Below are 24,223 nucleotides of genomic sequence, written 5' to 3'. Positions count from 1 at the left end.
GGGTCTTCACCATCCCTCAATGCGACCGATGGCATCGATGGTGCGTTGCACAAGCTGACGATTCGAGACTAGAGTATGTGAAACCGGTATCAGGGGCATGCCGCCATTAGGAATTTGAATGCTTTACAATGCCTATGAAATGCAGCGCTCGATGCTCGCGGGGGCGAGCGCGATGGCCAATATCGGCGTAGGACTGCTCCAGAACCCGGCCAATCCCTTCGCCTATTTCGGCGGCGGGACGATCATCGCATCGGCGCTTGACGTGTTCGCCCATGCCGCGGCCCCGCGCGGCAAGCCGGCTTTCGGGCTCGGCTTCACCACCATCGGCGGCCGCCAGATCGCGGTGAGCGAGGAGATCGTGTTGCAAAAGCCGTTCGGCCAATTGAAGCATTTCAAGCGCGAAGGGGTGAGGGGCGGGCCGCGCCTGCTGATCGTAGCCCCCATGTCCGGCCATTTCGCCACGCTGCTGCGCGGCACGGTGGAGCGGATGCTGCCCTTCGCCGATGTCTACATCACCGACTGGCGAGATGCGCGCAACGTGCCGCTTTCCGAAGGCCGTTTCGACCTCGACGATTATATCGACTATGTGATCGAGTTCCTGGAGACGGTCGGTCCCGGCGCGCACATGCTGGCGGTGTGCCAGCCGTCTGTGCCCTGTTACGCGGCGGTGGCGCTGATGAACGCCGACGATCATCCCGCGACCCCGCGCACGCTGACGATGATGGGCGGACCCGTCGACACGCGCGAAGCGCCGACCGCGGTGAACACGCTGGCGACGCAGCGGCCGCACAGCTGGTTCGAGCAGAACGCGATCGTCACCGTGCCGATGATGTATCCCGGGGCGGGACGGAAGGTCTATCCGGGCTTCCTCCAGCTTGCCGGCTTCATGTCGATGAACCTGGGCAACCACATGATCTCGCACTGGGAGATGTTCAAGCATCTCGTCACCGGCGACGGCGACAGTGCCGAGGCGACCAAGGATTTCTACGACGAGTATCGCGCGGTGTGCGACATGACCGCGGAATTCTACCTGCAGACGGTCGAGGTGGTGTTCCAGACCCATGCGCTGCCGGAAGGCAAGATGACGCACCGCGGCCGCCGCGTCGATCCGGCGGCGATCACCAAAACGGCGCTGTTGGCGATCGAGGGAGAGCGCGACGATATTTCGGGCATCGGCCAGACCAAGGCGGGGCTGACCATCGCGACCAACCTGCCCGCGAAGATGAAGAAATACCACCTCGCCAAGGGGGCGGGGCATTACGGCATCTTCAACGGCAGCAGGTGGCGGACGAAGATCGCGCCGGTGCTGGAGGAATGGATCACCGCGCACGAAAGGTGAGTCGACGGGAGCTGGTCATGCGCACGGTTGCGATTTCGATCCTTGCTGCGGCGATGCTGAACTCGCCCGCCTCGGCCCAGATTTCAGGCGGTGGCAGCCCCAGCTCGCTGCCCGCCGGTTCGAGCCTCGGCCGCCAGCTTGGCCAGATCAATGACGGCATCGGTGATGGCCGCCGCCATGCCCAGCTGTCGCGAGACGAGGCCAAGGCGCTGCGGCGCGAGGAAGCCATGATCCGCACGCTGGAAGAACGCTATGCGCGTGACGGCCTGTCGGACTCCGAAAAGGCCGAGCTCAGGACGCGCCTGGAGGTCCTCCGGAATGAGGTGAACATGAAGCGCGCCGGACGAACCGAGTAGCATCAATCCCAGTTCACCCGCACCGTCCACCACATCAGCCACGCCGCCGCGATCCACAGCGCGATCATCATCGCCAAGCCCAGTTTCGAAGTGGGCCGTTCGCTCGCCGCTTCAGCGGCCGCCCGGTGGCGGGCGTACTGGGCTTCGGGGATCATGCGGCGAAACAGCCATAGGCCGGCGGGGATGATGACGGCATCGTCGATCAGCCCCAGCACGGGGATGAAATCCGGGATCAGATCGATCGGCGACAGCGCATAGGCGGCTACGAGCAGGCCGACGATGCGCGCGGACCAGGGCGTAGCCGGATCGCGGATCGCCAGCCAGACGGCTTGCGCCTCGACGCGCAGCCGGTGGGTGAGGGTAGGGGCCATGTCACGGCCATCCTCCGCCCGCCGGCCGGCGTCAACCGGCGTCAGAGCGTCACCTCGGCATGTCGCCCGGCCTCGTCGGGATCGATCGTCTGGCCGGTGAGCATCTTGAACTTGCCCTTGAGCGACTGGTCACCTTCCCAGATCTCCGCGTCCTTCAGGTCGAAGCGCAGCATCATCAGATTGGGATCGTCGCGCCCGCCATCGAACCAGGCTTCGGTGATGTTGGACCAATATTTGTCCTTGATCGCCTCGCTGGTCTCCTCGGTCAACGTGCCGTGGATGCAGGCGAAGATCTCGTGCCCCTTGGAGACGAACTGCGCCATCGCCTCGCCGCCCCTGGCGACGCGATTGTCGCGGTTGCAATAGAACCAGAATTGGCCGCGCGCGTCTTCGTCCAGTTGCGCAGTCATCGGCTCGCGGTGATCGTGGCTGCCGATCAGGCCGATCATCACGAAGGGGCTCTTGCCCATTTCCTTCCACATCCGCGCGCGGACTTCGGCGTCCTGTTCCTGCTGAGCCTGCATGTCCATTTCTCCGTTGCTGGGGTTGCGGAGAGAACGGCTGGCGCGGCGAGAGTTTCCGTCGATCAGCGCCGGTTGAGCGCCGCGGCGGCGCCGATCAGCTCGAGATCGCTGCTGGAGACGACCGAGACCGGCACGCTCGCCAGCTGGCGGCGGAAAACCCCCTTGTCTTCCAGCCGCCGGCGGAAGGCGGGCGCGGCCAGTTGCGCCTGAAGCGCGCGCGCGATCGGGCCGGTGAGGTAGACGCCCTGCCAGGCGGTGAAAGCGAGCGCGAGATCGCCGACATAAGCGCCCAGATACTCGACGAACATCGCCGTCGTGCGGCTGGCGGTCTCGTCGCCGGCATTGCGGCGGGTCACTTCCTCAGCTTTGTCCACTGTCTTGCCGGCGCCGAGCGCCGCATAGGCGGCAACGAGGCCGCCCGCGCTCAGCAGCGATTCGGCGCTGACCGACTGGCCCTTGGCCGCGATCGCCTGCGCAAGGGCCTCCTCGTCTGCGCTGCGGGGGGAGAATGCCATGTGCCCCGCCTCGCTCGCCACCGGCACGAAACGACCCGATTCGGAAATCAGCGCCGCGACGCCCAGGCCGGTTCCCATGCTGACCACCAGATAGTTGCCGCCCTCCGCGACGGGCTTGCTCGCCGGGCCGGGCAGGGGGGAGATCGCGGACTGGGGCAGCGCGGTCAGCGCCAACGCCTTGGCGGCGCATTCGTTGAGCGCGCGGGGCCGGGTGCGCAGCACCGCCTCGACCCCCGACAGGGAGATGTACCAGCGGCTGCCGGTCAGGTTGATGACGTCGCCATTCACCGCGCCGGCGATCGCCAGCGCGCTGGGAAGCGGCGTGTCCTCCAGCCGCAGTTCGGCCAGATAGGCGACGAGCGCGCTGGTGAAGGTCGAATGCTCGCCCGTGTGGAAGCTGCGCACGTTGCGCGGGGCAAGCCCCTTGCCGCCGCCCGTCAGCCCGAACCGCACCGATACGCGACCGACATCGGCCACGAGCCCCAAGGCGTCGCCCCCCATAGCGTCTCTCTCCCCCGCCTTGCCTTTACGGGCACGGTCGGCGCGACTGATAGCGTCAAGCAGACGATCGCACAATATGTGCGTTGGTAGCGATATCAGTGTCTGATTATTGCGAAACTGAGCTCGATATCACAATACCTCGAACAGTCCCGCCGCGCCCATGCCGCCGCCGACGCACATGGTGACGACGACATATCGGGCGCCGCGGCGCTTGCCCTCGATCAGCGCGTGTCCGGTCATGCGTGCGCCCGACATGCCATAGGGATGGCCGATCGAGATCGCGCCGCCGTTGACGTTGAGCAACTCGTCGGGAATGCCCAGCTTGTCGCGGCAGTAGATCACCTGCACCGCGAAGGCCTCGTTCAGCTCCCACAGGCCGATATCACCCACTGAAAGCCCGTTCTTCTCGAGCAGCTTGGGCACGGCGAAGACCGGGCCGATGCCCATCTCGTCGGGCTTGGTGCCGGCGACCGCCATGCCGACATAGCGGCCGAGTGGCGCCAGGCCCTTCTTCTCCGCGATCGAGGCTTCCATCAGCACGCTCGCCGATGCGCCGTCCGAAAGCTGGCTGGCGTTGCCTGCGGTGATGTGACCCTGCGGCCCGACGACCGGCTGCAGCGCAGCGAGCCCCTCGGCGGTGGTGTCCGCGCGATTGCCCTCGTCCTTGGCGAGCGTCACCTCCTTGGTGGAGACCTCCTTGGTCTCCTTATTGACGACGTTCATAACGCTGGCGAGCGGGACGATCTCGTCGTCGAACTTGCCCGCGGCCTGCGCCGCGGCGGTGCGCTGCTGCGACTGGAGACCATAGGCGTCCTGCGCGTCGCGGCCGATGCCGTAGCGCGTGGCGACGACCTCTGCGGTCTGCAGCATCGGCATGTAGATGTCGGGGTGCCTGGCGACGAGTTCGCTGTCCATTCCGACGCGCATCTGCGGGGTCTGCACCATCGAGATGCTCTCCACCCCACCGCCGACGACGACATCCATGCCATCGACGATAATCTGCTTGGCGGCGGTTGCGATCGCCATCAAGCCGCTCGCACATTGCCGGTCGACCGACATGCCCGCGACCGAGGTCGGCAGCCCCGCCATAAGTCCCGCCTGGCGCGCGATATTGCCCGCCTGGTGGCCCTGCTGCAGCGCCGCGCCCCAGATCACGTCGTCGACTTCGGCGCCGTCGATCCCGGCGCGCTTCACCGCGTGTTCGATCGCGTGGCCGGACAGCTTCTGCGGGGTGGTGTTGTTGAACGCCCCGCGATAGGCGCGGCCGATCGGCGTGCGGGCGGTGGAAACGATGACGGCGGTGCGCATGGGGTGGTCTCCTCTTTAAGCCCCTCCCCTTCAGGGGAGGGGTTGGGGGCGGGGAATGTGTCTCACCGAGGTCGTCGCCCGATGACATGCCCCACCCCAACCCCTCCCCTGAAGGGGAGGGGCTTTGATTAAACGAAAATCTGGCTGATCCATTCGGCGATCATCGCGGGCTTGTCCTCGCCCTCGATCTCGACGGTGAACTCGTTGGTCTGCTGCCACTGGCCGGGGCGCTTCTCCTCGAAGGAGAGCAGCTTGAACCGCCCGCGCACACGCTTGCCCGAGCGGACGGGCGTGAGGAAACGAACCTTGTTGCCCCCATAGTTGACGCCCATCCTGACGCCGTCGATCTTCGGCTGCTCGGTCTTCGAAGCAAGCAGCGGCATCAAAGAAAGCGTCAGGAAACCATGCGCGATGGTGCCGCCGAAGGGCGTCATCGCCGCCATCTGCGGATTCACATGGATGAACTGGTGATCGCCGGTCGCATCGGCGAACTTGTCGATCATCTCCTGGCTGACCTCGACCCAGTCGGACACCGCCTCCTGGCCCACGCGGCCCGGCATGTCTGTTACGGCGATCGTCTCGGCCACAGCTTTCCCTCCCGATGCTTTTGCGTAATGGAGCGGCATCTCTTTGGCCCATGCCTGCCGCCTCGGCAAGCGTAACCGCACCGGATGCTCGAAAATGACCGCCGACGTAACGTCCTCCGCCCGCGAAGGCCTGCGCAAACTGCATCGCGCCGCCGAACCCGAAGTTCTAAAATCGCTGATCGCCCATGCCCGACTCGATGCCGCCGAGCGTCGCGGCGTGGAGGGCCATGCGCTCGGCCTACTCGCCGATCTGCGCGCGGCACAAGGTTCGGGCTGGGTCAACCAGTTCCTCCAGGAATATCGGCTGAACTCGTCCGAAGGCGTCGCGCTGCTGAGCTTGGCCGAAGCTTTCCTGCGCGTGCCCGATCCCGACACCGCCGACGCGCTGATCGCCGACAAGCTGGGTGACGCCAATTGGCGCGCGCATGCCGGCAAGTCCAACTCGGCGCTGGTCAACTCGGCGACCTGGGGGCTGGTGATGGGCCGCGCGCTGGTCGGCGAGACCCAGAAGGCGGGCGCGCTGCGCCGCCTGATCAGCCGCGCGGGCGAGCCGTTCGTCCGCCAGGCGGTGGGCGCGGCGATGAAGATGATGGGGGAGGTCTTCGTCATGGGCCGCACCATCGACGAAGCCATCCGCCGCATGGGCAAGGGCGAGAACAAGGGCTTCACCGCCAGCTTCGACATGCTGGGCGAGGCGGCGCGCACTTGGCCCGATGCGGAGAATTACGGCCACGCCTATCTCGACGCCATCGAGGCGGTGGGGAAGGTCAAGGATGCCGGCCATTCGGTCTCGATCAAGCTTTCCGCGCTCCATCCGCGCTATGAGGTCGCCCAGTGGCGGCGCTGCATTCCCGAGCTGATCGACATCCTGTTGCCGCTCGCTCGCCGCGCCGCGGCGCTCGACATCGGCTTCACCATCGACGCCGAGGAGAGCGAGCGGCTGGTGATGAGCCTGGAGATCATCGAGGCGCTCGCGCGCCATCCCGATCTCCAGGACTGGGACGGGCTGGGCATGGCGGTCCAGGCCTATGGCAAGCGCGCGCGCCGCACGGTCGAATGGGCGGAGGAGATGGCGGCGGCGACCAGTCGCCGGCTCGCGGTCAGGCTGGTCAAGGGCGCCTATTGGGACAGCGAGATCAAGAAGACGCAGGAGCAGGGCCTCGCCGATTATCCGCTGTTCACCCGCAAGGCGGCGACCGATGTCAGCTATCTGGCATGCGCCAAGGACATGCTCGCCGCGCCGCATATCTACCCGGCTTTCGCGACGCATAACGCGCTGACCGTCGCGACCGTGCTCGAATGGGCCGGCGACAGCCGCGACTTCGAGTTCCAGCGCCTCCACGGCATGGGCGAGGGGCTTTACGAACGGCTGGTGCGCGAAGAGGGCTACCACTGCCGCATCTACGCGCCGGTCGGCGGCCACCGCGACCTGCTCGCCTATCTCGTCCGGCGGTTGCTGGAAAACGGCGCCAATTCGAGCTTCGTCCATCAGCTTGCCGACGAGCGGCTGACCGATGCCGAGATTCTCGCCGATCCGGTGGAGAAGATCGTCGCGGTCGGCGGGGCGCGGCATCCGAGCATTCCGCTGCCGATCGATCTATTCCGCCCGGAGCGGGCCAATAGCGAGGGGCTGGATCTGTATGATCGGGCGGTGCTGGATAAGACCGCCGCCGACATTCGCAATCATCCGTTCGCTTCGAGCGAAGCCGAGAGACGTACCGCAGGGAAAGGTGTCTCGACTTCGCTCGACACCGACGGCGTTGGGAAGGTTGTGGGAAGGGCCCACACCGCCTTTCCCGCCTGGTCGCAAACCCCCGTCGAAGCGCGCGCCGCCTGCCTCGAACGGCTCGCCGACCTGCTCGAGGAGAACCGCACCGAGCTGATGGCGATCTGCGTCCATGAAGCCTTCAAGACCATCCCCGATGCGCTGGGTGAGGTACGTGAGGCGGTCGACTTCTGCCGCTATTACGCCGCCCAAGCGCGGCTGAAGTTCGTGCCGCTGGAGCTGCCGGGACCGACCGGCGAGCGCAACGTGCTGCGCTATGGCGGGCGCGGCGTATGGGCGACGGTGGCGCCGTGGAACTTCCCGCTGGCGATCTTCCTCGGCCAGACCGTCGCCGCGCTGGTCGCGGGCAACACCGTCGTCGCCAAGCCGGCGCCGCAGACGCCGCGCATCGCCGCGGCCGCGGTCCGCCTGGCGCACCGCGCGGGCGTGCCGGAGGACGCGCTGATCCTCGCTCCCGGCGGGCCGGAGGTGGGTGCGGCGCTGGTCGCCGATCCGCGCATTGCCGGCGTCGCCTTCACCGGCTCCACCGCCACCGCCAGGCGCATCGCGCGGTCGCTGCTGGAGGACGACGCCCGCCCGATCGTTCCCCTGATCGCGGAGACCGGCGGCATCAACGCGATGATCGTCGATTCGACCGCGCTGCCCGAGCAGGTCGCCGCCGCGGTGGTCGCATCCGCCTTTCAGTCGGCCGGGCAGCGCTGCTCGGCGCTGCGCCTGCTGCTGATCCAGGAGGATGTCGCCGAGCGCACGATGGAGATGCTGGACGGGGCGATGGACCTGCTCAACGTCGGCGATCCGGGCAATCCCGAAACCGATATCGGCCCGGTGATCGACCAGGCCGCCTATGACCGGCTGATGACCTATCGCGAGAGCATGAAGCCGCGCTGGATCAAGACCATCGACGTGCCCGTCGACGGCCTGTTCGTCCCGCCGACGATGATCCGGCTCGAATCGATCGACGATCTCACCCAGGAATGGTTCGGGCCCGTGCTGCACGTCGCGACATGGAAGGCGGGCGAGCTGGCCGAGACGATCGAGCGGGTCAACGCCAAGGGTTACGGTCTCACCATGGGCCTGCAGAGCCGCATCGCCCGATCGGCCGAGATCATGGAGGCGCTGGGCGAGGCGGGGAACATCTACGTCAACCGCACGATGATCGGCGCGGTGGTGGGATCGCAACCGTTCGGCGGAGAGGGATTGTCGGGCACCGGCCCCAAGGCTGGGGGCCCCAACTACCTGCCGCGCTTTGCCGCAGAACGCGTCACCTCGACCGACACCACAAGCGCCGGCGGCAATGCCACGCTGCTCAGCATGGACGATGTCGCCGGCATATAACAACCGTCGCCCCTGCGCAGGCAGGGGCCGCTGGGTTATGAGGAATCGACCGCCGCGTATGCCGACTGAGGCCCCTGCCTGCGCAGGGGCGACGATCACATGCTGTTGACGTGCAGGATGTTGCCGTCGGGGTCCTTGAACCAGATCGCGCGGAAATCGTCGTCCTTGTGGACGCCGTTGTCGACCTCCATGCCCATGTCGGGATACTCCTCCAGCCGCACGCCCCTGCGACGCAGGTCGTCCGCGATCGTCTCGACGTCCTTGCCGCCGCCCCACGCCACGGCGTTGGCGGTGCTCGGTTTGAAGCCCTCGGATTGGTAGACCACCAGCCAGGTATCGCCAGTCCTGAAGGTCAGCGCGCCGTCCATGTCCTCGGCAAGTTCGAGGCCGAGCGTGTTGGCGTAGAAATCGCGCGCGCGCTCAAGATCGCTTGCGCCGACGATAGCGGATGATGACTTGTCCTTCAGCATGGCAGTCTCTCCTCATTCCTCGTCTTCGCCCTTGTCCACGCGGCGCACCGGCTGGACCTCGGGATAGGGCATGACGATCGTTCCGTCCGGCGCGGCGGTGTAGGTCGTCTGCGTCGGATAGGGGATGCTGATCTTCTCCGCGGCGAAACGGCGGAGCACCTCGATCATCACCGCATCACGAATCTTGTGCGCGGTGGGCCAATCGTTGCCCGGGATGTCGAACCACAGGGCGAAATCGACCGAGCTCGCGCCGAACGCCTCGAAGCTTGCACGTGCGAGGGTCGCGTTCGCCGCTTCTACAATGCCCGTCAGCATGTCGGGCAGCGCCTCCAGCTTTTCGGGCGGGGTTTCATAGGCGACGCCGATCACGAGCTGGATGCGAATATGGTCACGATTGGTGATGTTCTGGATTTCCTTGTCCAGAAGCTGCTTGTTGGAGATGATCCGCTCTTCGCCGGTGAAGGCGCGGATGCGCGTCGATTTTAGGCCGATGGCCTCGATAACGCCGGTCGTTTGGTCATAGGTCACCTTGTCGCCGCGCCGGAAAGGCTTGTCGAAGATGATCGACAGCGCCGCGAACAGATCGGCGAAGATGCCCTGCGCGGCGAGGCCGATGGCGATGCCGCCGACGCCCAGGCCCGCCACCAGGCCGGTGACGTTGACGCCGAGATTGTCGAGCACGACGATCAGCGCGATGGCGAACAGCGCGACCGTCACCAGCAGGCGGATGATGCCCATCGCGTTGATCAGCGCCTCGCCGCGATAGCCTTCGGCCCCGGTGCGATGTTCGATGAAACCCAGGATCAGCTCGCGCGCCCAAATCGCTGCCTGGAACACCGCGGCGACGGTCCACAGGAACTCGATCGTCGTCATCACCACCGCCGGCGGCTGGGCGTAGCCGGAGACGAGCCTGGCGGCCGCCATGATGATGAAGAAGCTTCCGGTCTTGCTGATCGCGCGGCCGAACACCGTCGGCCAGCCGGTGTGGCGCGGATCGCGCTCGCACAGCTTCACGCCCATCCGGCGCAGGAAGTAGAGCAGCAGGACGATGCCGGTCGCGACCGCTACCGCGATCAGTATCTGCAGCCAGTGCGTCTGGAACCAGATGGCGCTGTCGTTCCACATAACCTGCAGCTGCGGTCCCAGGTCCGGGCGCGCGGTCGCGCTCGTGTTGGCGGCGGCGGTGTTGCTCATGGGTCTCCTGTTAGGCGGCCTTGGCGCGGGGCGCGGGACTGTCGAGCAGCTCGATCAGCCCGCGCTCGTGGCGGGATAGATAGCGGGTCGCGCGGGGCAGCTTCAGCCCCTCGCGGAACGCCTTCTGGCCCGTCTTGGTCAGGTCGATCAAGCGGGGATGGACATAGGATTTGCGCGCGATGGCCGGCGTATTGCCCAGCGCCTGGATCACCGGATCGAGCATCGCCGCGAGGCTGAGCGGCTCCTTCGCTTCCGCCAGCGCTTCGAAGGCGAGCACGCTTGCGCCCCAAGTGCGGAAATGCTTGGCGGTGAAATCCTCGCCCATGGCCTCGCGGATATAGTCGTTGACGATCGTCGAGGTGACGACATGGCACGCGCCGTCCTCGTCGGTCCATTTGAACAGCTGCTGGCCGGGCAGGTCCTGCATCTGCTTGACGAAGCGGGTGAGAGTGCCGTCGGTGACTTTCATCACGCGCAGCTTGCCGGATTTGGCGCGATATTCGAGGCTGAGCGTCTTGCCGCGAACATCGGCATGGCGCTTGCGCAGCGTCGTCGCCCCGAAGCTCTTGTTCTCCTTCGCATAGCCTTCGTTGCCCACGCGCACGCGCCCCAGATCGAGCAGCCGCACCACCGATGCGATCGCCTGATCGCGGCCGAGCCGTCTGCGCCTGAGATCGCTTTCCACCCGCGCGCGCAGCAGCGGCAGCGCACGCCCGAAATCGGCGCACAGGTCGTATTTGGCGGCTTCCTGCCGGGCGCGAAATTCGAGATGATAGCGATATTGCTTGCGGCCCTTGTCGTCATAACCGGTCGCCTGGATATGTCCGTCGGCGGAGGGGCAGAACCAGCAGTCCCGATAGGCCGGCGGCATTCCGACCGCGTTCAGCCGGTCGATCTCGTCGCGATCGGTGATGCGCTTGCCCTTGGCGTCGAAATAGGCCCAACCCTTGCCCGCCTTCCGGCGGGTGATGCCGGGCAGGCCGTCGTCGACATAGGCGATCTTGGTGGCCACCGCTGCTCCTTTTGCTTGGGCCTTCCAATGCGCAGGGCCATCGCATCGTTCCGGAACTTGCGCGTGTCGCGCCTGTTGAGGGGCGGACACCCAGCATCGGAGACCCATCATGGCCGACCTCAACGACAAGCATGTGCTGATCCTCGCGACCGACGGTTTCGAGGAGTCCGAGCTGTTCGAGCCGCGCCAGGCGCTGCTCGATGCAGGCGTCAGGGTGACGCTCGCCTCGATCGGGACCGATCCGATCCAGGGCGTGGTCAACGACAGCGAAAAGGGGCGGACGATCGCGCCCGACCTGACGCTCGATCAGGTCGATATCGATGACTACGACGCGCTGCTGCTGCCCGGCGGCGTCGGCAACCCGGACAAGATGCGCCTGGAGGAAACGGCGGTGAACATCGTCGAGGACTTCATGGACGATGGGAAGACCGTCGCGGCGATCTGCCACGCCCCCTGGATGCTGGTCGAGGCGGACGTGGTCGACGGCCGCCGCGTCACGGGGTGGCCGTCGGTGCGCACCGATCTGGTCAACGCCGGCGCCGACGTGGTCGACGAGGAGGTGGTGATCGACGGCAATCTTATCACCAGCCGCAAACCCGATGATATTCCGGCGTTCAGCAAGGCGTTGCTGGAGAAGCTGCGCGAGGACGTGGCCGAGGCGGTGTGACGATAGCTAAGATCACACCCTTCGCTGAAGCCCCTCTCAACTTCGGCCAGGTCGCTATGCTCCCGGCCTCCGTATCTCTCCCCTGAAGGGGAGAGAGGTTATGATTTCTTTCTCCCCTTCAGGGGAGAGATACGAAGACTTGGGGCAACGCCCCTAGTCGCAGTTGAGAGGGGCCGGCACGAGCAGCTTCCGCCCGCTAAGCGCGTTTCGACAGGGTCAGCCCGCTTCAACCAAAACCGGCCCCGCCCGCTTCTTCCGCCGGATCGGGTTCCACGCCGCTTCCTTGCGCCGTCGCGCGAGATAGGTGTCGAGCCCGATCTGCGCGCCGATCAGCATGAACAGCACCGGCTGGAAGGCGATTCCGACGAACACCGCGCCCAGCAGGTAGATCAGGTGCGCGTGCTGCAGCGCGGTGGCGAGCCTGCCGGCCCAGGCGTCCGCGCCCTCGCGGTAGCGCCGCCGCAGCACCTCCATGCGGTAGAGCCCGCCCAGGTTGATCAGCATCCACAGGATGAAGCCGGGCCAGCCCTGTTCGCCGAGCATCTCGAAATAGGCGCTGTGATAGGCGCGGCCGCGATCGACCTCGAGCGTGCGTTCGACCGTGGCGTTGTTGCCCGCGACATCGTCGACCTTGATCTTGTCGTAGCGGATATAATTCTGGCGATACGCCTCGAACCCGCCGCCCAGCGGATGCGTCTTGACGTAGTCCCACGTCCATTTCCACACCTCGATCCGTGTCGAGGCTGAGGCGTCCGCCTTGTATTCGCCGATCGTGTCCATCCGCTGGGTGAAGCTCTGCGGCAGGAATGGGATGGCCGCGAGGCCGAGCAGACCTGCGCCGACCAAATAGAGCATCCGCCGCTTGACGTCGCGCAGCATCAGCACGGCGAGCAGGCCGATACAGAGCAGACCGGTGCGCGCCTGCGTCCCGACCGGCAACAGCAGGCAGGCGAAGGTCAGCGCGTAGCCGAACAGCTTCACCCGCCAATCGGGCGGAAAGATCGTGCCGCTATGCGTGAACCACAGGATGATCGGGATCATCGCGATGCCGACGGTCGAGATGATGGAGCCTTCGTACAGGCCCGAATTCTCCGCGACGAGCAATTGCAGCGATCCGTATCCGCCGCCGCCGGCCAGCGTCTTGATCCCCCCGGTGATGGCGATCGCGGCGATCGACAGCGTCATGAACAGGAGCAGCGCCTCGATCCGGAGGCGCGTACGCAGGGTGAGGGGGAGGAAGATGGCGAAGGCCAGCGCCTTCCATACCCATTCCCACTTGGTCAGCGCCTCGATCGGGAAATCGGCGTTCCGCGTCGTGTACCAGCACCAACCCAGCAGCAGCGCGATGAGCCCCTGGCGGACATTCACCCGCATATCGCGCTTGTCGTCCGCGATCATCCAGGCGATCACCGCCATGCCCACTGCGATCGCGGAGATCGGCATCACCGTCATGAAGCCGTAGGTCAGCCGCTGAGGCGCCACGATGTCGATATAGACATAGAGCAGCACGAACAGGAACGGCCGCTTCAGCCCCGCGCCCATGATCGCGAGGATGAAGGCGAGGAAGATGAGGTCACGCATCGGGGTCGCGCCGTTCGACCGGCGGCTCGACATCCAGATCGTCACGGCCGAGCAGCAGCCAGATCGCGAGCGCGATCAGGGCGTGCGCGACCGCAAGCGAGAAATTGTCGACCATGAAAGGCGCCTTACCTCCGCGCGGTTGACGCGCCGTTAAGGGCGACGTGGCAGGAGGTTCCCGCCATGCGCGTGCTTCATGTCCTCGATCATTCGCTGCCGCTCCACAGCGGCTACACCTTCCGCACGCGCGCGATCATGACCGCGCAGGCCGCCCGCGCCTGGCGGGTGGCGGGCGTCACCGGCGTGCGGCAGGGGCGGACCACCAGCGCGGTCGAGACGGTCGACGGGCTGACCTTCTACCGGGCCGGCGACGCCCGCGCCTTGCCTGCGCCGTTTCGCGAGCTGGCCGAGATATCGGCGCTGGCGAAACGCGTCGAGGCGGTCGCACGGATGTTCCAGCCCGACATCCTCCACGCCCATTCGCCGGTGCTGAACGCGATGGCCGCACGGCGCGCGGCGAGGCGGCTGGGCCTTCCGCTGATCTATGAGATCCGCGCCTTCTGGGAGGACGCGGCGGTCGGCAACGGCACTGGGCGCGAGGGTTCCCTCAAGTACCGCGCGACCCGCGCGCTGGAGACCCGGGCGGCATGGCAGGCGGACGGTGTTGCGGTGATCTGCGAGGGATTGCGCGGTGACCTGATCGCGCGCGGCGTCGATCCGGCGAAGATCTTCGTTGTGCCCAACGGGGTCGATATGGGCCTGTTCGGCGATCCGCCTCCGCGCGACGAGGCGTTCGCCGCCGATCTTGGTCTGGCGGATGCCGAGGTGATCGGCTTCATCGGCAGCTTCTACGATTATGAGGGGCTGGACGACCTCATCGCCGCGATGCCGGCGCTGGTCGCGCTCCGGCCGCGGGCGCACCTGCTGCTCGTCGGCGGCGGGCCGATGGCGGACGGCCTCACCGCGCAGGCGGCCGCCTCACCGGTCGCGGAGCGCATCCATTTCGCCGGCCGCGTGCCGCATGGAGAGGTCGAGCGCTATTACGCGCTGACCGATATCCTCGCCTATCCGCGCAAGGCGATGCGGCTGACCGACCTGGTGACGCCGCTGAAGCCGCTCGAGGCGATGGCGCAGGGCCGGCTGGTCGCCGCGTCGGACGTCGGCGGGCACCGTGAGCTGATCGAGGATGGCGTGACCGGCACGCTGTTCCCCGCCGGCGATCCCGCGGGCATCGCCGCTGCGCTTGCCGGACTGCTCGCCGCCCGGTCGAGCTGGGATGCCCGCCGCGCCGCCGCCCGCGCCTATGTCGCCCGCGAACGCGACTGGGCGCGGAATATCAGCCGTTACGAACCCGTTTACCAAGAGTTAGCGCATCGGTCCTAGGATCGCGCCCATGGACATGCTCACGCGCCCGCAAGGCATCTCGCTTCCGCTCGCGCCGGCACTCGCCGGATCGATCGGCTTCGGCATCGCGATCGTCGTCGGCACGCTGCCCGCGCCGCTGTTCGAAGGCCTGGTGATGGGGAGCGGCCTGCCCGCCCTGATCTCCGCCGCCGAGCCGCCCTTGGGGCTGACCGCGCGCGCGCTGGTGACGGTATCGTTGGCGCTGCTGATCGCGGCGGTCGTTCAGGTCCCGCTGTCCTATGCCTATGGCCGGCGGCGCCTGCGCGTGCGGACGCCGCGTCCGCGGATCCACAAGGTCAGGCTCGACGGGCTGGTCCCGCAGCTGGCGGAGAAGCAGGCGAAGCCGCGCCCGATCGCCGCGCACGAGGAACTCGGCGCGCCTTTCCTGTCGGTCTCCGCGGATGCGCCATCCAGGAAGCCCGCGCCAGCCGCCCAGCCCGAGCGGGTGACCGACATGGTCGAGCTGGTCGGCGGGGTCTATATCCCCGATCGCCGCCGCCGCCCGCGCGGCCCCCGTGCGCGCGATCCGATCTTCGATGCAGAGCCGACGGTGCCCAACCTGCTCAAACGGCTGGAGGCGGCGATCGCCAGCGAGCAATTGGGGCCGCTCGGCCGCCGCCCGCTCGATCCCGGCTTCTGCGAAGCGGTCGAGCGGCTGAACGGATTGCGCCGCGCGGGCTGAAGCCCGTCGCCCCTGGGCAGGCAGGGGCCTCCAGGTCTTGCGGCACACCGGTCGCGGCGCTTGCCGACAGAGGCCAGCGTCGGGTCGGATTGCCTCCCAGGCAATTCTTGCGCACGCGGGGCGTGCACAACCCGACACTCCTTCGCCGGGGCGACGGGAATCGGTCAATCGTTCGCCACCGTCAGCGCCTCGATCACCACATCCGCGTTCGCGCTCCGAACCACCGCGATGTCGGCGACGATGTGGTGCGCCATCGCAAAGGGATGTTCGGGCAAGGCCGCCAGCCATCCTTCGATGGTCGCGACGTCGCCCGCAACCCCGACCGACAGGACGTGCCGCGCGCCGTGGAAGGTGGCGCTGGCCCAGGGGCGCTCGCGCGCCTCGGTGATGGTGAGCGTGATCTGCGCCGCCAGCGCGGCCGCGGTCAGCGCGGCGATCAGCGCGCGCGCCGCATCGCGTTCGTCATACCCCTTCATCGTCCGCCCTCCGCCGCGATGAAGGCGCGCACGCGCGCGGACAGCCGCGCGCCGGGTTCGCGGCCCCTTTTCAGGTCGGTCACCAGCCGCGGATCGTTCACCGCGGCGCGGCCGAACACCGTCGGTTTCATGCCCGTCGATCGTATATATCCCTGGATTTCGCGCAGCAGCGCCATGTCCTGTCTCCGTTCGAGTCGCTGTAGGAAATATCCTATCAGACTCGATTTCCTACTTGTCTAGGAAAAATCCTATCGCTATGAGATGCGCATGGACGGGACCGAACAGCGCGCCGCCTTGCAGGCGCTGATCGATGCGGGCGGGCATGATTATGCCGGGCTGTCGCGGCTGCTCGACTGCAATCCCGCCTATATCCAGCAATATATGAAGCGCGGATCGCCGCGCCTCTTGCCCGAGCAATATCGCCGGCGGCTGGCGCGCTTCTTCGGCGTCGCCGATTCGGCGCTGGGCGGCGAGGGCGGTATTGCCGCCGAAACCATCGCCGTGCCGCACCTCGCGGTGGCGGCGTCGGCGGGCCCCGGCGCCTTCGTCGAGGGTGAGGCCGCGCGCGGCATCACCCATCTCGCGCGGCAGGAGGTGCCGGGCATCGCACCCGAGCATCTGAGCTACATCCGCGTCACCGGCGATTCGATGTCCCCGACCCTGTTCGACGGCGACGAGATCCTGGTCGACGCCACCCCGCCGATCCGGGTGCGTGAGGGGCTATGGGTGATGACGGTCGACGACACGCTGATGGTCAAGCGGCTGAAGCGCCAGGGGCGCGGCTGGACGGTGGCGAGCGACAATCCCGACGAGCCCGATCCCGGCGCGTTCGACGCAGCGCGCATGGAGCTGAAGGGCAGGGTGGTGCGGTCGGTGCGGCGGTTCAGGTAGCACCAATACCTCCCCGTTCCGGGGAGGTGTAGGCCCCACCTACCGCCCCCGATCGATCACCCAGAACGCCGCCAGCAGTCCCACGCCGATCGCCGCGCCCACAAGGAAGCCTATCGTCGGCTGGCCCAGGATCGATCCGATCACCACGCCGCCCAATATGGCTATCGCCATCAGGCCGCCGGCGGCGCGCGGTTCGCGGGGGGAGGGGGTGGTCATCTGCCGCCCTTGCCACGGGACGGCGCCGGGCGCCAGCCGGCGGCGCGATGGTCAACCGCTCGTCAACCTTGCCCGTGCGCGCCGTCGTAACCCCCGCGCGCTATCGATCGCCTCCTTCCCCGATACAGGAGCGCCCATGCCGCCGATGCCCTATCTCGACGATCGCAGCGCCGTGGCCGACGCCGTGGCGCTGATCCGCGATCATGGCGAAGCGGCGGCGGCGCAGGCGGCGAAGCGCGCGCATCGCAGCCGGGGCCTGGGCAATCACATCCATTTCTGCCGCTGGCGGCAGGTCGCGCGGCTGATCGATCTGATGGCGGAACGGCGCGCGCCCGGCACAATCCACTGAATGGCCGCCCGAAAGGGCTGTCGCATCACAGGACAAGGGTTTAGACCGGCGCGCTATGTCGGTTCCTGTGCTGCCGCGCGGCGCGTATCTGTTCATGGCCGCCGGAATGATGCTGGCGGCATCCGAAGCCGCGCGTGCGCAGGACGCCGGCGCGCAGCCACCGGCGGCGCAGACGCCGCAAACGCCGCCCCCTGCTCTTGACCCCTCCGATCCGCTCGCGCCGCTGCCCGATCTCGGCGTCGCCTGGCCCGACCTGGAGGACCGGTCGGACGAGCTCATTGATGGCCAGCTGCCCGCCGAGACCGTTTCGGCTGGCCCCGCCGAGCGCCGATATTCGGTGCGGATCGACGGTATCGAGGAAGTCAGGAGCGACCTGCTCCGCAGCCGCTTCGACGAACTGTCGGTGCTCAAGCAGAATGACGGAGAGCCCGCCAACGGCGCGCAGATCGATCGCCGCGCGCGAGAGGACGCCGAATTGCTCGTCGAGCTGCTGCGCGCCGAAGGCTATTATGACGCTCGCGTCCGCCCCGATGTCGAGCCCGAGGGTGAGCGCCTGGTCGTCACGCTACGCGTGCGGCTCGGCGAGATCTACCAGCTGACCGATGTCGATCTCGCCGGCGTGGCGCAGGCCGGCGACCGCACCGACGAGCTGGTCGAGGCGTTCGGCGTCGAGAAGCAGGATCCCGCCAATGCCGACAAGATCGTGGCCGGCGAAGAGGCGCTGCGTGCCGAGGTCGGCCGCCAGGGCTTCCCCTTCGCCAAGGTCGGCGAGCCCGAGCTGGTGGTCGATCACGAGAACCGCACCGCGCGGCTGAACGTCGCGGTCGATCCGGGCACGCAGCGGCGCTACGGCGCGATCCGCATGGCCAATACGCAAGTGTTCGACGGCGATCACGTCATGGACATTGCGCGCTTCGAACGCGGCGAGCTGTACAATTCGGACGACGTGACCGATCTTGGGCGCGCGCTGATCGCGACCGGCCTCGTCTCCTCCGCCGATGTGGAGCCCGTGCCGGGCGCCACGCCCGACACGGTCGACATCGCGGTCGATCTCGATCCCGCACCGCCGCGCACCATCGCCGGCGAGCTCGGCTACGGCACCGGCGAGGGGTTCCGCGCCGAGGTGAGCTGGACGCACCGCAACCTGTTCAAGCCGGAAGGCGCGCTCACCCTGCGCGGCGTTGCCGGTACCGAGGAGCAGCTCGCCTCGGTAAGCTTCCGCCGCAATAACTTCCACGCGCGCGACCGGGTGCTGACCGCCCAGGTTTCCGCCGCCAACATCAACCGCAACGCTTTCGATGCGAAGACGCTGTCGCTTTCGGGCGGGCTGGAGCTCCAGTCCAATCTCATCTTCCAGAAACCCTGGACCTGGTCGATCGGCGCCGAGCTGCTGGCGAGCGACGAGCGCGACACGATCGTCACCACCGGCGAGGAGCGGCGGCGCACCTTCTTCATCGCGGCGCTGCCCGGCAGCCTCTATTATGACGGCACAGACGATCTGCTGAACCCCACGCGCGGCTTCCGCCTGGGCGGGCGGCTGTCGCCCGAATTGTCGCTTCAGGACGATGTCTTCGGCTATGCCCGCACCCAGGTCGACGGCAGCGTCTATATTCCCTTCGGCGAGCGCGTCGTGCTCGCCGGCCGCACGCGGCTGGGCACCATCGCCGGCGCCTCGCGCGATTCGATCGCGCCGTCGCGGCGCTTCTATGCCGGCGGCGGCGGATCGGTGCGCGGCTATTCCTATCAGGCGATCGGCCCGCGCGACGCCGACAACAATCCGATCGGCGGCAAGAGCCTGGCCGAGTTCAGCCTGGAGGCGCGCGTGCGCTTCGGCACTTTCGGCGTGGTGCCGTTCGTCGACGCCGGCAACATCTCCGAAGGATCGCTGCCCGGCTTCGACAATCTGCGCATCGGTGCCGGCATCGGCGCGCGCTACTACAGCAATTTCGGGCCGATCCGCATCGATGTCGGCACCCCGATCAATCCGGCGCCCGGCGATCCCCGCATCGCCGTCTATGTCTCGCTGGGCCAGGCCTTCTGATGGCGGAGGAGGGGGCATCGCCGGCTGAACGCCCGCGCGCCGGCATCTGGGGGCGCATCGCCAAATGGGCGCTCGGCTTCCTGCTCGCGCTCGCCGCGATCATCGTCGCCGCGCTCTATGTGCTCGATACCGGGGTCGGCCACCGTTTCATTGCCAATCGCATCGCGGCGCTCGCGCCGGCTTCGGGCCTCAGGATCAAGATCGGCCGGATCGACGGATCGATCTATTCGGTCGCGCGCATCCGCGACCTGCGCATCAGCGACAACAAGGGGCTGATCTTCTCCTCGCCCGACATCTTGCTGGACTGGACGCCGCTCGCCTGGCTCGACAACCGCCTGTCCATCGACCGGCTGATCGCGCCGCGCGCGACGCTGCACAAGCTGCCCGAACTGGTGCCGTCGGGTGAAGAGGGGCCGATCCTTCCCGGCTTCGACATCCGCATCGGCGAGCTGCGCATCGACCGGCTGACCGTCGCGCCGGCGGTGACGGGCAACGGCGTCGCGCGGCAGGGGCGCATCGCCGGGCGCGCCGATATCCGCTCGGGCCGGGCGATGGTCTCGCTCGATGCGCTCGTCCAGGGCAGCGACAGTGTGATGCTCAGGCTCGACGCCGAGCCTGATGGCGACCGCTTCGACCTCGCCGCCCGCGTGCGCGGCACGGCGGACGGCGTGGTGGCGAAGCTTGCCGGCCTGAACCGCTCCATCTCGCTCGACATCGCGGGCGACGGCCGCTGGTCCGCCTGGGAGGGGACCGCGATCGCCGACATTGCGGGCCAGCGCTTCGCCGATCTGCGGCTGGGGGTGGATCAGGGGCGCTACACGCTTTCGGGCGCGATCCAGCCGGGCGACATCGCCGGCGCGCGCATCCGCCAACTCGCCTCGCCGCGCATCGCGATCAACGGCGCCGCGACGTTCGCCGACCGCCGGCTCGATGGCACGCTGTCGCTGCGCTCGGCGGCGCTGGCGATCGAGGCGGAGGGCATCGTCGATCTCGGCCGCAACGCCTTCGACAACATGCAGGTCACCGCGCGCCTGCTGCGCCCGGGCGATCTCCTCGCCGACATGACCGGGCGGGACATCGAGCTGCGCCTGCTGCTCGACGGCGCCTTCGACACGGCCCAATTCGACTATCGCCTGCTCGCCCCACGCGTTGCCTTCGGCCAAACCGGGCTGATCAACGCGCGCGCCGCCGGACGCGGGCGGCTGTCGGACAGTCCCGTCTCCGTGCCGCTGCGCTTCACCGCGCAGGCGGTCACCGGCGTGGGCGAGGTCGCTGGCGGTATCCTCCGCAACCTCTCGGTCGAGGGTGTCCTCCGCGTCAGCGCGACGACCATCATCGGCGACGATCTGCGGCTGCGCTCGGACAAGCTGACCAGCCGCATCGGCCTGATGGTCAATCTGGAGACCGGCGACTATTCGATCAGCCTCAACGGCCAGCTCGGCCGCTATCTGATCCCCGGCCTCGGCATAGTCGACGTCAGGACCGAGCTGCGCGTCATTCCCGGCCCCGGCGGACGCGGCATCCGCGTCGTCGGGCGCGGCGAGGCGATCGTCCGCCGGCTCGACAACGGCTTCCTGAGGAGCCTTGCGGGCGGGCTGCCGCGCATCACCACCGCGCTCGAACGCGGGCCTGACGGCGTCCTCTATCTCCGCGGCGTCCGCATCACCGCGCCCGCGATCACCGCGACAGGCAATGGCTACCGCCGGCGCGACGGCACCTTCTATTTCGAAGGCGAGGGCCGGCAGGCGCAATACGGCCCGTTCCAGCTCAAGCTCGACGGCCGGATCGACCGGCCCAAGCTCGACATCCTGCTCGCCAGCCCGCTCCCCGCCTTGGGGCTGAAGGACGTGCGTGTCCTGCTCGACCCGACCGAGGCGGGGTTCGATTACCAGGCCCAGGGCACATCCACGCTCGGTCCCTTCACATCGAACGGCGCGATCCTGCTGCCGCGCGGCGGCAATGCCACCATAGCCGTCGCCGACCTGCAGGTTTCGGGCTTCCGCGCCAACGGCGATCTGCGCGTCGTCACCGGCGGCTTCGACGGGCAGATCGCGCTCGCCGGCGGCGGCGTTTCGGGCACGCTCACCTTCGAACCGCGCGGCGAAAACCAGGCGATTATCGCCGCGTTGCGGTTGGAACGCGCGCAACTGGGCGGCGTAGCCAACCTCTTCGTGCGGCGGGGCACGGTCGACGGCACCATCGTGCTCGATCCCGACGGCCAGACGATCGATGCGAAGATCGACGCGCGCGGGCTCAGGCGCGGAGGCTTGCGCTTCTCCCGCCTCGAAGCCACCGCCCAGCTGCGTAACGGCAGCGGCACGGTGCGCGCTTCCGTGGAGGGCAGCCGGCGGCAGTCCTTCGAGTTGCAGGGCGTCGCACAGATCGCGCCGGGCCGCATCGCCATCGAGGCGTCGGGCGAGCTCGATGACCGGCCGATCGCCCTCAGCTCTCCCGCCGTGCTGACGCGCGAGGATGGCGGCTGGCGGCTTGCTCCCGCGACGCTCGAATATGCCGGCGGGCGCCTTGCCCTGAGTGGCCTGTTCGGCGCCGAATCGACCAGCGTCAACGCGCAGCTCCAGCGGATGCCGCTGTCGATCCTCGACATCGCCTATGACGGGCTGGGGCTCGGCGGCGCCGCGTCGGGCCGCCTGACCTACAACCAGATCGCCGGCGCCGCGCCGACCGGAAGCGCCAACATCACCGTCCGCGGCCTCACCCGTTCGGGCCTCGTCCTCACCTCGCAACCGATCGACCTCGGCGTCGCGGCGGTGCTGCGCGCGGACAGCGCCGCGATGCGCGCGGTGGCGGCAAGCGGCGGCAGGACGATCGGCCGCGCCCAGGCGCGCCTGTCGCCGCTCGGCGGCGGCGATCTCGCCACCCGGCTCGCCAACGCGCCGCTGTTCGCGCAGCTGCGCTACAACGGCCCGGCCAACACGCTGTGGCGGCTGACCGGCATCGAGATATTCGATCTCGGCGGCGATCTCGCGGTCGGCGCGGACGCCACCGGCCGCCTCGCCGATCCGCAGATCCGCGGTACGCTCCGCACGCAGAACATGCGGCTCGAAAGCACCCTGACCGGCACCGTGCTGACCGAGATGAAGGCAGAGGGCCGCTTCGGCGGGTCGCGACTGGTGATCGATCAGTTCACCGCGCGCGCCGGGCCGGGCAACGTCTCGGGGCGCGGCGTGTTCGACCTCGCCGCCGCGCGCGGCTTCGGCATGGACCTGCAGATCCAGGCCGACAATGCCGAGCTGATGGACCTCGACACTTTGGGCGCGACCGTCACCGGACCCTTGCGCATCCGCTCGGACGGATCGGGCGGGCTGATCTCGGGCGAGGTGGTGATGAACCGCAGCCGCTTCACCCTCGGCCGCGCCACCGCCGCCTCGGTGCTCCCCAGGATCAACGTGCGCGAGATCAATCGCCGCGGCGAGGAGATCGAGCAGGAGCTGGTCACCCAGCCATGGCGGCTCGATCTCAAGGCGCGCGCGCCCAACCGGCTGCAGGTCTCGGGCCTCGGCCTCGAAAGCGAATGGAGCGCCGATCTCGATATCGGCGGCACCGTCACCGCGCCCCAGATCAGGGGACGGGCGGACCTGGTGCGCGGCGAGTATGAGTTTGCCGGCCGCACCTTCGAGCTCGAACGCGGCTCGATCCGCTTCAGCGGGCAGGTTCCGGCCGATCCGACGCTCGACATCGCGGCCAACGCCAACGCGCAGGGGATCAACGCGACGATCCGCGTCACCGGCACCGGCCAGCGACCGATCATCGGCTTCACCAGCGTGCCCGCGCTGCCCGAGGACGAGCTGCTGTCGCGGCTGCTGTTCGGCACCTCGATCACCAACCTGTCGGCGCCCGAGGCGCTGCAGCTCGCCGCCGCCGTCGCCTCGCTGCAGGGCGGGGGCGGCGGGCTCAATCCGATCAACGCGGTGCGCGACGCCGCCGGGCTCGATCGCCTCCGCATCCTCCCCGCCGACCCGACGCGCGGGCAGGGGACCGCCATCGCCGCGGGCAAGTACATCACCCGCAACACCTTCGTGGAGATCATCACCGACGGGCAGGGCTATTCGGCGACGCAGGTCGAGTTCCAGATCACCCGCTGGCTCTCGGTCCTCGCCAGCATCTCGACGCTCGGCCGCCAGAGCATCAACGCGCGCGTGTCGAAGGATTATTGACGGAGCCATTCGCCCGGGCGGCGCGTTCGCCCATCAACCACTCGAAGGAGACACGATCCATGCGTTCCCCCGAAGCCGTCGCCGCGATGCTCTGCCCGGTCTGCAAGGTCGGCCTCCATATGAGCGACCGCCAGGGCGTCGAGATCGACTATTGCCCGCAATGCCGCGGCGTGTGGCTCGACCGCGGCGAGCTCGACAAGATCATCGAGCGTTCGGGCGCGGAGACCGCGCCGCCGGCGCCGCAGGCCGCGCCCCAGCCCTGGGGCGCGGGCGGCTACGAACAGCGCGGCACGGGCGGCTATGGCGAACGCGGCTACGATCCGCGCTATCACAAGAAGCGCAAGAAGAGCTTCCTGGAGGATCTGTTCGACTGAACCCATCGCCCCTGCGAAGGCGAGGGGCCGCCGGTATGGTGGCACACCCGGTGTCGCTTATGCCGACAGAGG

Annotated in this window: 24 protein-coding genes; 11 read left to right on the top strand and 13 right to left on the bottom strand. The window is 68.0% G+C overall.

Translation table 11 applies throughout. The annotated features are described in order from the left end of the window. The first annotated feature begins 118 nt into the window (after positions 1 to 118). Together D1610_RS04940 and D1610_RS04935 are read left to right on the top strand one after the other, a co-directional pair. Entirely contained in the window at positions 119 to 1,339 is a 1,221-nt protein-coding gene (locus D1610_RS04940; protein ID WP_118863060.1) for a polyhydroxyalkanoate depolymerase, read from the top strand. A gap of 17 nt (positions 1,340 to 1,356) precedes the next feature. Further along, positions 1,357 to 1,695 carry a hypothetical protein gene (locus D1610_RS04935; protein ID WP_118863059.1) on the top strand — a complete coding sequence of 113 codons (339 nt, stop codon included), beginning with the start codon at positions 1,357 to 1,359 and terminating at the stop codon, positions 1,693 to 1,695. 2 nt (positions 1,696 to 1,697) lie between these two features. Here the strand turns inward: D1610_RS04935 and D1610_RS04930 are convergent, their stop codons facing one another. The 5 genes from D1610_RS04930 to D1610_RS04910 all read right to left on the bottom strand — a co-directional run bounded on the left by D1610_RS04930 (position 1,698) and on the right by D1610_RS04910 (position 5,474). Then, positions 1,698 to 2,066: a YkvA family protein gene (locus D1610_RS04930; protein ID WP_118863058.1), complete on the bottom strand. Its 369-nt coding sequence runs from the start codon at positions 2,064 to 2,066 to the stop codon at positions 1,698 to 1,700. A 41-nt stretch (positions 2,067 to 2,107) separates the two neighbouring features. After that, positions 2,108 to 2,590 (bottom strand): pyridoxamine 5'-phosphate oxidase family protein, encoded by a 483-nt coding sequence (locus tag D1610_RS04925; protein ID WP_118863697.1) that lies wholly within the window; start codon positions 2,588 to 2,590, stop codon positions 2,108 to 2,110. A gap of 62 nt (positions 2,591 to 2,652) precedes the next feature. Then, complete coding sequence (locus D1610_RS04920; protein ID WP_118863057.1) at positions 2,653 to 3,606, bottom strand: glucokinase; 954 nt, start codon at positions 3,604 to 3,606, stop codon at positions 2,653 to 2,655. 129 nt (positions 3,607 to 3,735) lie between these two features. Continuing rightward, complete coding sequence (locus D1610_RS04915) at positions 3,736 to 4,914, bottom strand: acetyl-CoA C-acyltransferase (protein ID WP_118863056.1); 1,179 nt, start codon at positions 4,912 to 4,914, stop codon at positions 3,736 to 3,738. Between the two features lie 128 nt (positions 4,915 to 5,042). Continuing rightward, the gene (locus tag D1610_RS04910; protein ID WP_118863055.1) at positions 5,043 to 5,474 is read right to left on the bottom strand and encodes a MaoC family dehydratase; all 432 of its coding nucleotides are present in this window, start codon (positions 5,472 to 5,474) and stop codon (positions 5,043 to 5,045) included. Between the two features lie 121 nt (positions 5,475 to 5,595). On the opposite strand from D1610_RS04910, the gene putA reads away from it, so the two are divergent. Next, complete coding sequence (gene putA / locus D1610_RS04905; protein WP_118863054.1) at positions 5,596 to 8,622, top strand: bifunctional proline dehydrogenase/L-glutamate gamma-semialdehyde dehydrogenase PutA; 3,027 nt, start codon at positions 5,596 to 5,598, stop codon at positions 8,620 to 8,622. A 95-nt stretch (positions 8,623 to 8,717) separates the two neighbouring features. Here putA and D1610_RS04900 read toward each other — a convergent pair whose 3' ends face one another. From D1610_RS04900 to D1610_RS04890, 3 genes are read right to left on the bottom strand one after another with little or no spacing between them, the layout of a single operon-like run. Then, positions 8,718 to 9,092 (bottom strand): VOC family protein, encoded by a 375-nt coding sequence (locus tag D1610_RS04900; RefSeq protein WP_118863053.1) that lies wholly within the window; start codon positions 9,090 to 9,092, stop codon positions 8,718 to 8,720. Between the two features lie 12 nt (positions 9,093 to 9,104). Then, the gene (locus D1610_RS04895) at positions 9,105 to 10,286 is read right to left on the bottom strand and encodes a mechanosensitive ion channel family protein (protein ID WP_118863052.1); all 1,182 of its coding nucleotides are present in this window, start codon (positions 10,284 to 10,286) and stop codon (positions 9,105 to 9,107) included. 10 nt (positions 10,287 to 10,296) lie between these two features. Then, positions 10,297 to 11,298 (bottom strand): DNA topoisomerase IB, encoded by a 1,002-nt coding sequence (locus D1610_RS04890; RefSeq protein ID WP_245941989.1) that lies wholly within the window; start codon positions 11,296 to 11,298, stop codon positions 10,297 to 10,299. 109 nt (positions 11,299 to 11,407) lie between these two features. On the opposite strand from D1610_RS04890, the gene D1610_RS04885 reads away from it, so the two are divergent. Beyond that, entirely contained in the window at positions 11,408 to 11,965 is a 558-nt protein-coding gene (locus tag D1610_RS04885; RefSeq protein ID WP_118863050.1) for a type 1 glutamine amidotransferase domain-containing protein, read from the top strand. Between the two features lie 216 nt (positions 11,966 to 12,181). Here D1610_RS04885 and D1610_RS04880 read toward each other — a convergent pair whose 3' ends face one another. After that, positions 12,182 to 13,546, bottom strand: a complete 1,365-nt coding sequence (locus D1610_RS04880; protein WP_118863049.1) for a putative O-glycosylation ligase, exosortase A system-associated — start codon at positions 13,544 to 13,546, stop codon at positions 12,182 to 12,184. Next, positions 13,539 to 13,661: a hypothetical protein gene (locus D1610_RS17510; RefSeq protein WP_281268946.1), complete on the bottom strand. Its 123-nt coding sequence runs from the start codon at positions 13,659 to 13,661 to the stop codon at positions 13,539 to 13,541. The genes D1610_RS04880 and D1610_RS17510 overlap by 8 nt, the downstream gene beginning before the upstream one ends. Before the next feature lie 65 nt (positions 13,662 to 13,726). On the opposite strand from D1610_RS17510, the gene D1610_RS04875 reads away from it, so the two are divergent. Both D1610_RS04875 and D1610_RS04870 read left to right on the top strand, forming a co-directional pair. After that, complete coding sequence (locus D1610_RS04875) at positions 13,727 to 14,926, top strand: TIGR04063 family PEP-CTERM/XrtA system glycosyltransferase (RefSeq protein WP_118863048.1); 1,200 nt, start codon at positions 13,727 to 13,729, stop codon at positions 14,924 to 14,926. 10 nt (positions 14,927 to 14,936) lie between these two features. After that, a complete protein-coding gene (locus D1610_RS04870; RefSeq protein WP_118863047.1) occupies positions 14,937 to 15,629 on the top strand; it encodes a hypothetical protein in 693 nt (230 codons plus the stop codon). 164 nt (positions 15,630 to 15,793) lie between these two features. On the opposite strand, the gene D1610_RS04865 is transcribed toward D1610_RS04870, so the two are convergent. Both D1610_RS04865 and D1610_RS04860 read right to left on the bottom strand, forming a co-directional pair. After that, positions 15,794 to 16,105 (bottom strand): hypothetical protein, encoded by a 312-nt coding sequence (locus D1610_RS04865; RefSeq protein ID WP_245941988.1) that lies wholly within the window; start codon positions 16,103 to 16,105, stop codon positions 15,794 to 15,796. Continuing rightward, on the bottom strand, positions 16,102 to 16,281 hold the full coding sequence (locus tag D1610_RS04860; RefSeq protein ID WP_118863046.1) for a hypothetical protein: 180 nt from the start codon (positions 16,279 to 16,281) through the stop codon (positions 16,102 to 16,104). The genes D1610_RS04865 and D1610_RS04860 overlap by 4 nt, the downstream gene beginning before the upstream one ends. Positions 16,282 to 16,372: 91 nt before the next feature. Between D1610_RS04860 and D1610_RS04855 the strand changes: the two genes are divergently transcribed. Further along, complete coding sequence (locus D1610_RS04855; RefSeq protein WP_118863695.1) at positions 16,373 to 16,996, top strand: S24 family peptidase; 624 nt, start codon at positions 16,373 to 16,375, stop codon at positions 16,994 to 16,996. Between the two features lie 39 nt (positions 16,997 to 17,035). Here the strand turns inward: D1610_RS04855 and D1610_RS16975 are convergent, their stop codons facing one another. Beyond that, entirely contained in the window at positions 17,036 to 17,212 is a 177-nt protein-coding gene (locus D1610_RS16975; RefSeq protein ID WP_182466703.1) for a hypothetical protein, read from the bottom strand. A 136-nt stretch (positions 17,213 to 17,348) separates the two neighbouring features. Here D1610_RS16975 and D1610_RS04850 point away from each other — a divergent pair, with 136 nt between their 5' ends. The 4 genes from D1610_RS04850 to D1610_RS04835 are packed head-to-tail and all read left to right on the top strand — an operon-like array spanning position 17,349 to position 24,151. Next, positions 17,349 to 17,561, top strand: a complete 213-nt coding sequence (locus tag D1610_RS04850) for a hypothetical protein (RefSeq protein ID WP_118863045.1) — start codon at positions 17,349 to 17,351, stop codon at positions 17,559 to 17,561. Between the two features lie 55 nt (positions 17,562 to 17,616). Beyond that, a complete protein-coding gene (locus D1610_RS04845) occupies positions 17,617 to 19,602 on the top strand; it encodes an autotransporter assembly complex protein TamA (RefSeq protein ID WP_118863044.1) in 1,986 nt (661 codons plus the stop codon). Further along, the gene (locus D1610_RS04840) at positions 19,602 to 23,777 is read left to right on the top strand and encodes a translocation/assembly module TamB domain-containing protein (RefSeq protein ID WP_118863043.1); all 4,176 of its coding nucleotides are present in this window, start codon (positions 19,602 to 19,604) and stop codon (positions 23,775 to 23,777) included. The genes D1610_RS04845 and D1610_RS04840 overlap by 1 nt, the downstream gene beginning before the upstream one ends. Positions 23,778 to 23,836: 59 nt before the next feature. Beyond that, complete coding sequence (locus tag D1610_RS04835) at positions 23,837 to 24,151, top strand: TFIIB-type zinc ribbon-containing protein (RefSeq protein ID WP_118863042.1); 315 nt, start codon at positions 23,837 to 23,839, stop codon at positions 24,149 to 24,151. Positions 24,152 to 24,223 lie beyond the last annotated feature (72 nt).

Source organism: Sphingomonas gilva (genome assembly GCF_003515075.1).
Lineage (GTDB): Bacteria > Pseudomonadota > Alphaproteobacteria > Sphingomonadales > Sphingomonadaceae > Sphingomonas > Sphingomonas gilva.
The sequence above is the reverse complement of the archived record's forward strand: the minus strand, read 5'-3'. Positions and strand labels throughout refer to the sequence as shown.

What these genes read in the sequence shown, in the direction of transcription:
- D1610_RS04940 (WP_118863060.1), top strand. Translation starts at nt 119, where the DNA reads ATGCTTTACAATGCCTATGAAATGCAGCGCTCGATGCTCGCGGGGGCG.
- D1610_RS04840 (WP_118863043.1), top strand. Translation starts at nt 19,602, where the DNA reads ATGGCGGAGGAGGGGGCATCGCCGGCTGAACGCCCGCGCGCCGGCATC.
- D1610_RS04895 (WP_118863052.1), bottom strand. Translation starts at nt 10,286, where the DNA reads ATGAGCAACACCGCCGCCGCCAACACGAGCGCGACCGCGCGCCCGGAC.
- D1610_RS04915 (WP_118863056.1), bottom strand. Translation starts at nt 4,914, where the DNA reads ATGCGCACCGCCGTCATCGTTTCCACCGCCCGCACGCCGATCGGCCGC.
- D1610_RS04835 (WP_118863042.1), top strand. Translation starts at nt 23,837, where the DNA reads ATGCGTTCCCCCGAAGCCGTCGCCGCGATGCTCTGCCCGGTCTGCAAG.
- D1610_RS04880 (WP_118863049.1), bottom strand. Translation starts at nt 13,546, where the DNA reads ATGCGTGACCTCATCTTCCTCGCCTTCATCCTCGCGATCATGGGCGCG.
- D1610_RS04900 (WP_118863053.1), bottom strand. Translation starts at nt 9,092, where the DNA reads ATGCTGAAGGACAAGTCATCATCCGCTATCGTCGGCGCAAGCGATCTT.
- D1610_RS04870 (WP_118863047.1), top strand. Translation starts at nt 14,937, where the DNA reads ATGGACATGCTCACGCGCCCGCAAGGCATCTCGCTTCCGCTCGCGCCG.
- D1610_RS04875 (WP_118863048.1), top strand. Translation starts at nt 13,727, where the DNA reads ATGCGCGTGCTTCATGTCCTCGATCATTCGCTGCCGCTCCACAGCGGC.
- D1610_RS04845 (WP_118863044.1), top strand. Translation starts at nt 17,617, where the DNA reads ATGTCGGTTCCTGTGCTGCCGCGCGGCGCGTATCTGTTCATGGCCGCC.
- D1610_RS04885 (WP_118863050.1), top strand. Translation starts at nt 11,408, where the DNA reads ATGGCCGACCTCAACGACAAGCATGTGCTGATCCTCGCGACCGACGGT.
- D1610_RS04930 (WP_118863058.1), bottom strand. Translation starts at nt 2,066, where the DNA reads ATGGCCCCTACCCTCACCCACCGGCTGCGCGTCGAGGCGCAAGCCGTC.
- putA (WP_118863054.1), top strand. Translation starts at nt 5,596, where the DNA reads ATGACCGCCGACGTAACGTCCTCCGCCCGCGAAGGCCTGCGCAAACTG.
- D1610_RS04865 (WP_245941988.1), bottom strand. Translation starts at nt 16,105, where the DNA reads ATGAAGGGGTATGACGAACGCGATGCGGCGCGCGCGCTGATCGCCGCG.
- D1610_RS04920 (WP_118863057.1), bottom strand. Translation starts at nt 3,606, where the DNA reads ATGGGGGGCGACGCCTTGGGGCTCGTGGCCGATGTCGGTCGCGTATCG.
- D1610_RS04850 (WP_118863045.1), top strand. Translation starts at nt 17,349, where the DNA reads ATGCCGCCGATGCCCTATCTCGACGATCGCAGCGCCGTGGCCGACGCC.
- D1610_RS16975 (WP_182466703.1), bottom strand. Translation starts at nt 17,212, where the DNA reads ATGACCACCCCCTCCCCCCGCGAACCGCGCGCCGCCGGCGGCCTGATG.
- D1610_RS04855 (WP_118863695.1), top strand. Translation starts at nt 16,373, where the DNA reads ATGGACGGGACCGAACAGCGCGCCGCCTTGCAGGCGCTGATCGATGCG.
- D1610_RS04910 (WP_118863055.1), bottom strand. Translation starts at nt 5,474, where the DNA reads ATGCCGGGCCGCGTGGGCCAGGAGGCGGTGTCCGACTGGGTCGAGGTC.
- D1610_RS04860 (WP_118863046.1), bottom strand. Translation starts at nt 16,281, where the DNA reads ATGGCGCTGCTGCGCGAAATCCAGGGATATATACGATCGACGGGCATG.
- D1610_RS04925 (WP_118863697.1), bottom strand. Translation starts at nt 2,590, where the DNA reads ATGCAGGCTCAGCAGGAACAGGACGCCGAAGTCCGCGCGCGGATGTGG.
- D1610_RS04935 (WP_118863059.1), top strand. Translation starts at nt 1,357, where the DNA reads ATGCGCACGGTTGCGATTTCGATCCTTGCTGCGGCGATGCTGAACTCG.
- D1610_RS17510 (WP_281268946.1), bottom strand. Translation starts at nt 13,661, where the DNA reads ATGGTCGACAATTTCTCGCTTGCGGTCGCGCACGCCCTGATCGCGCTC.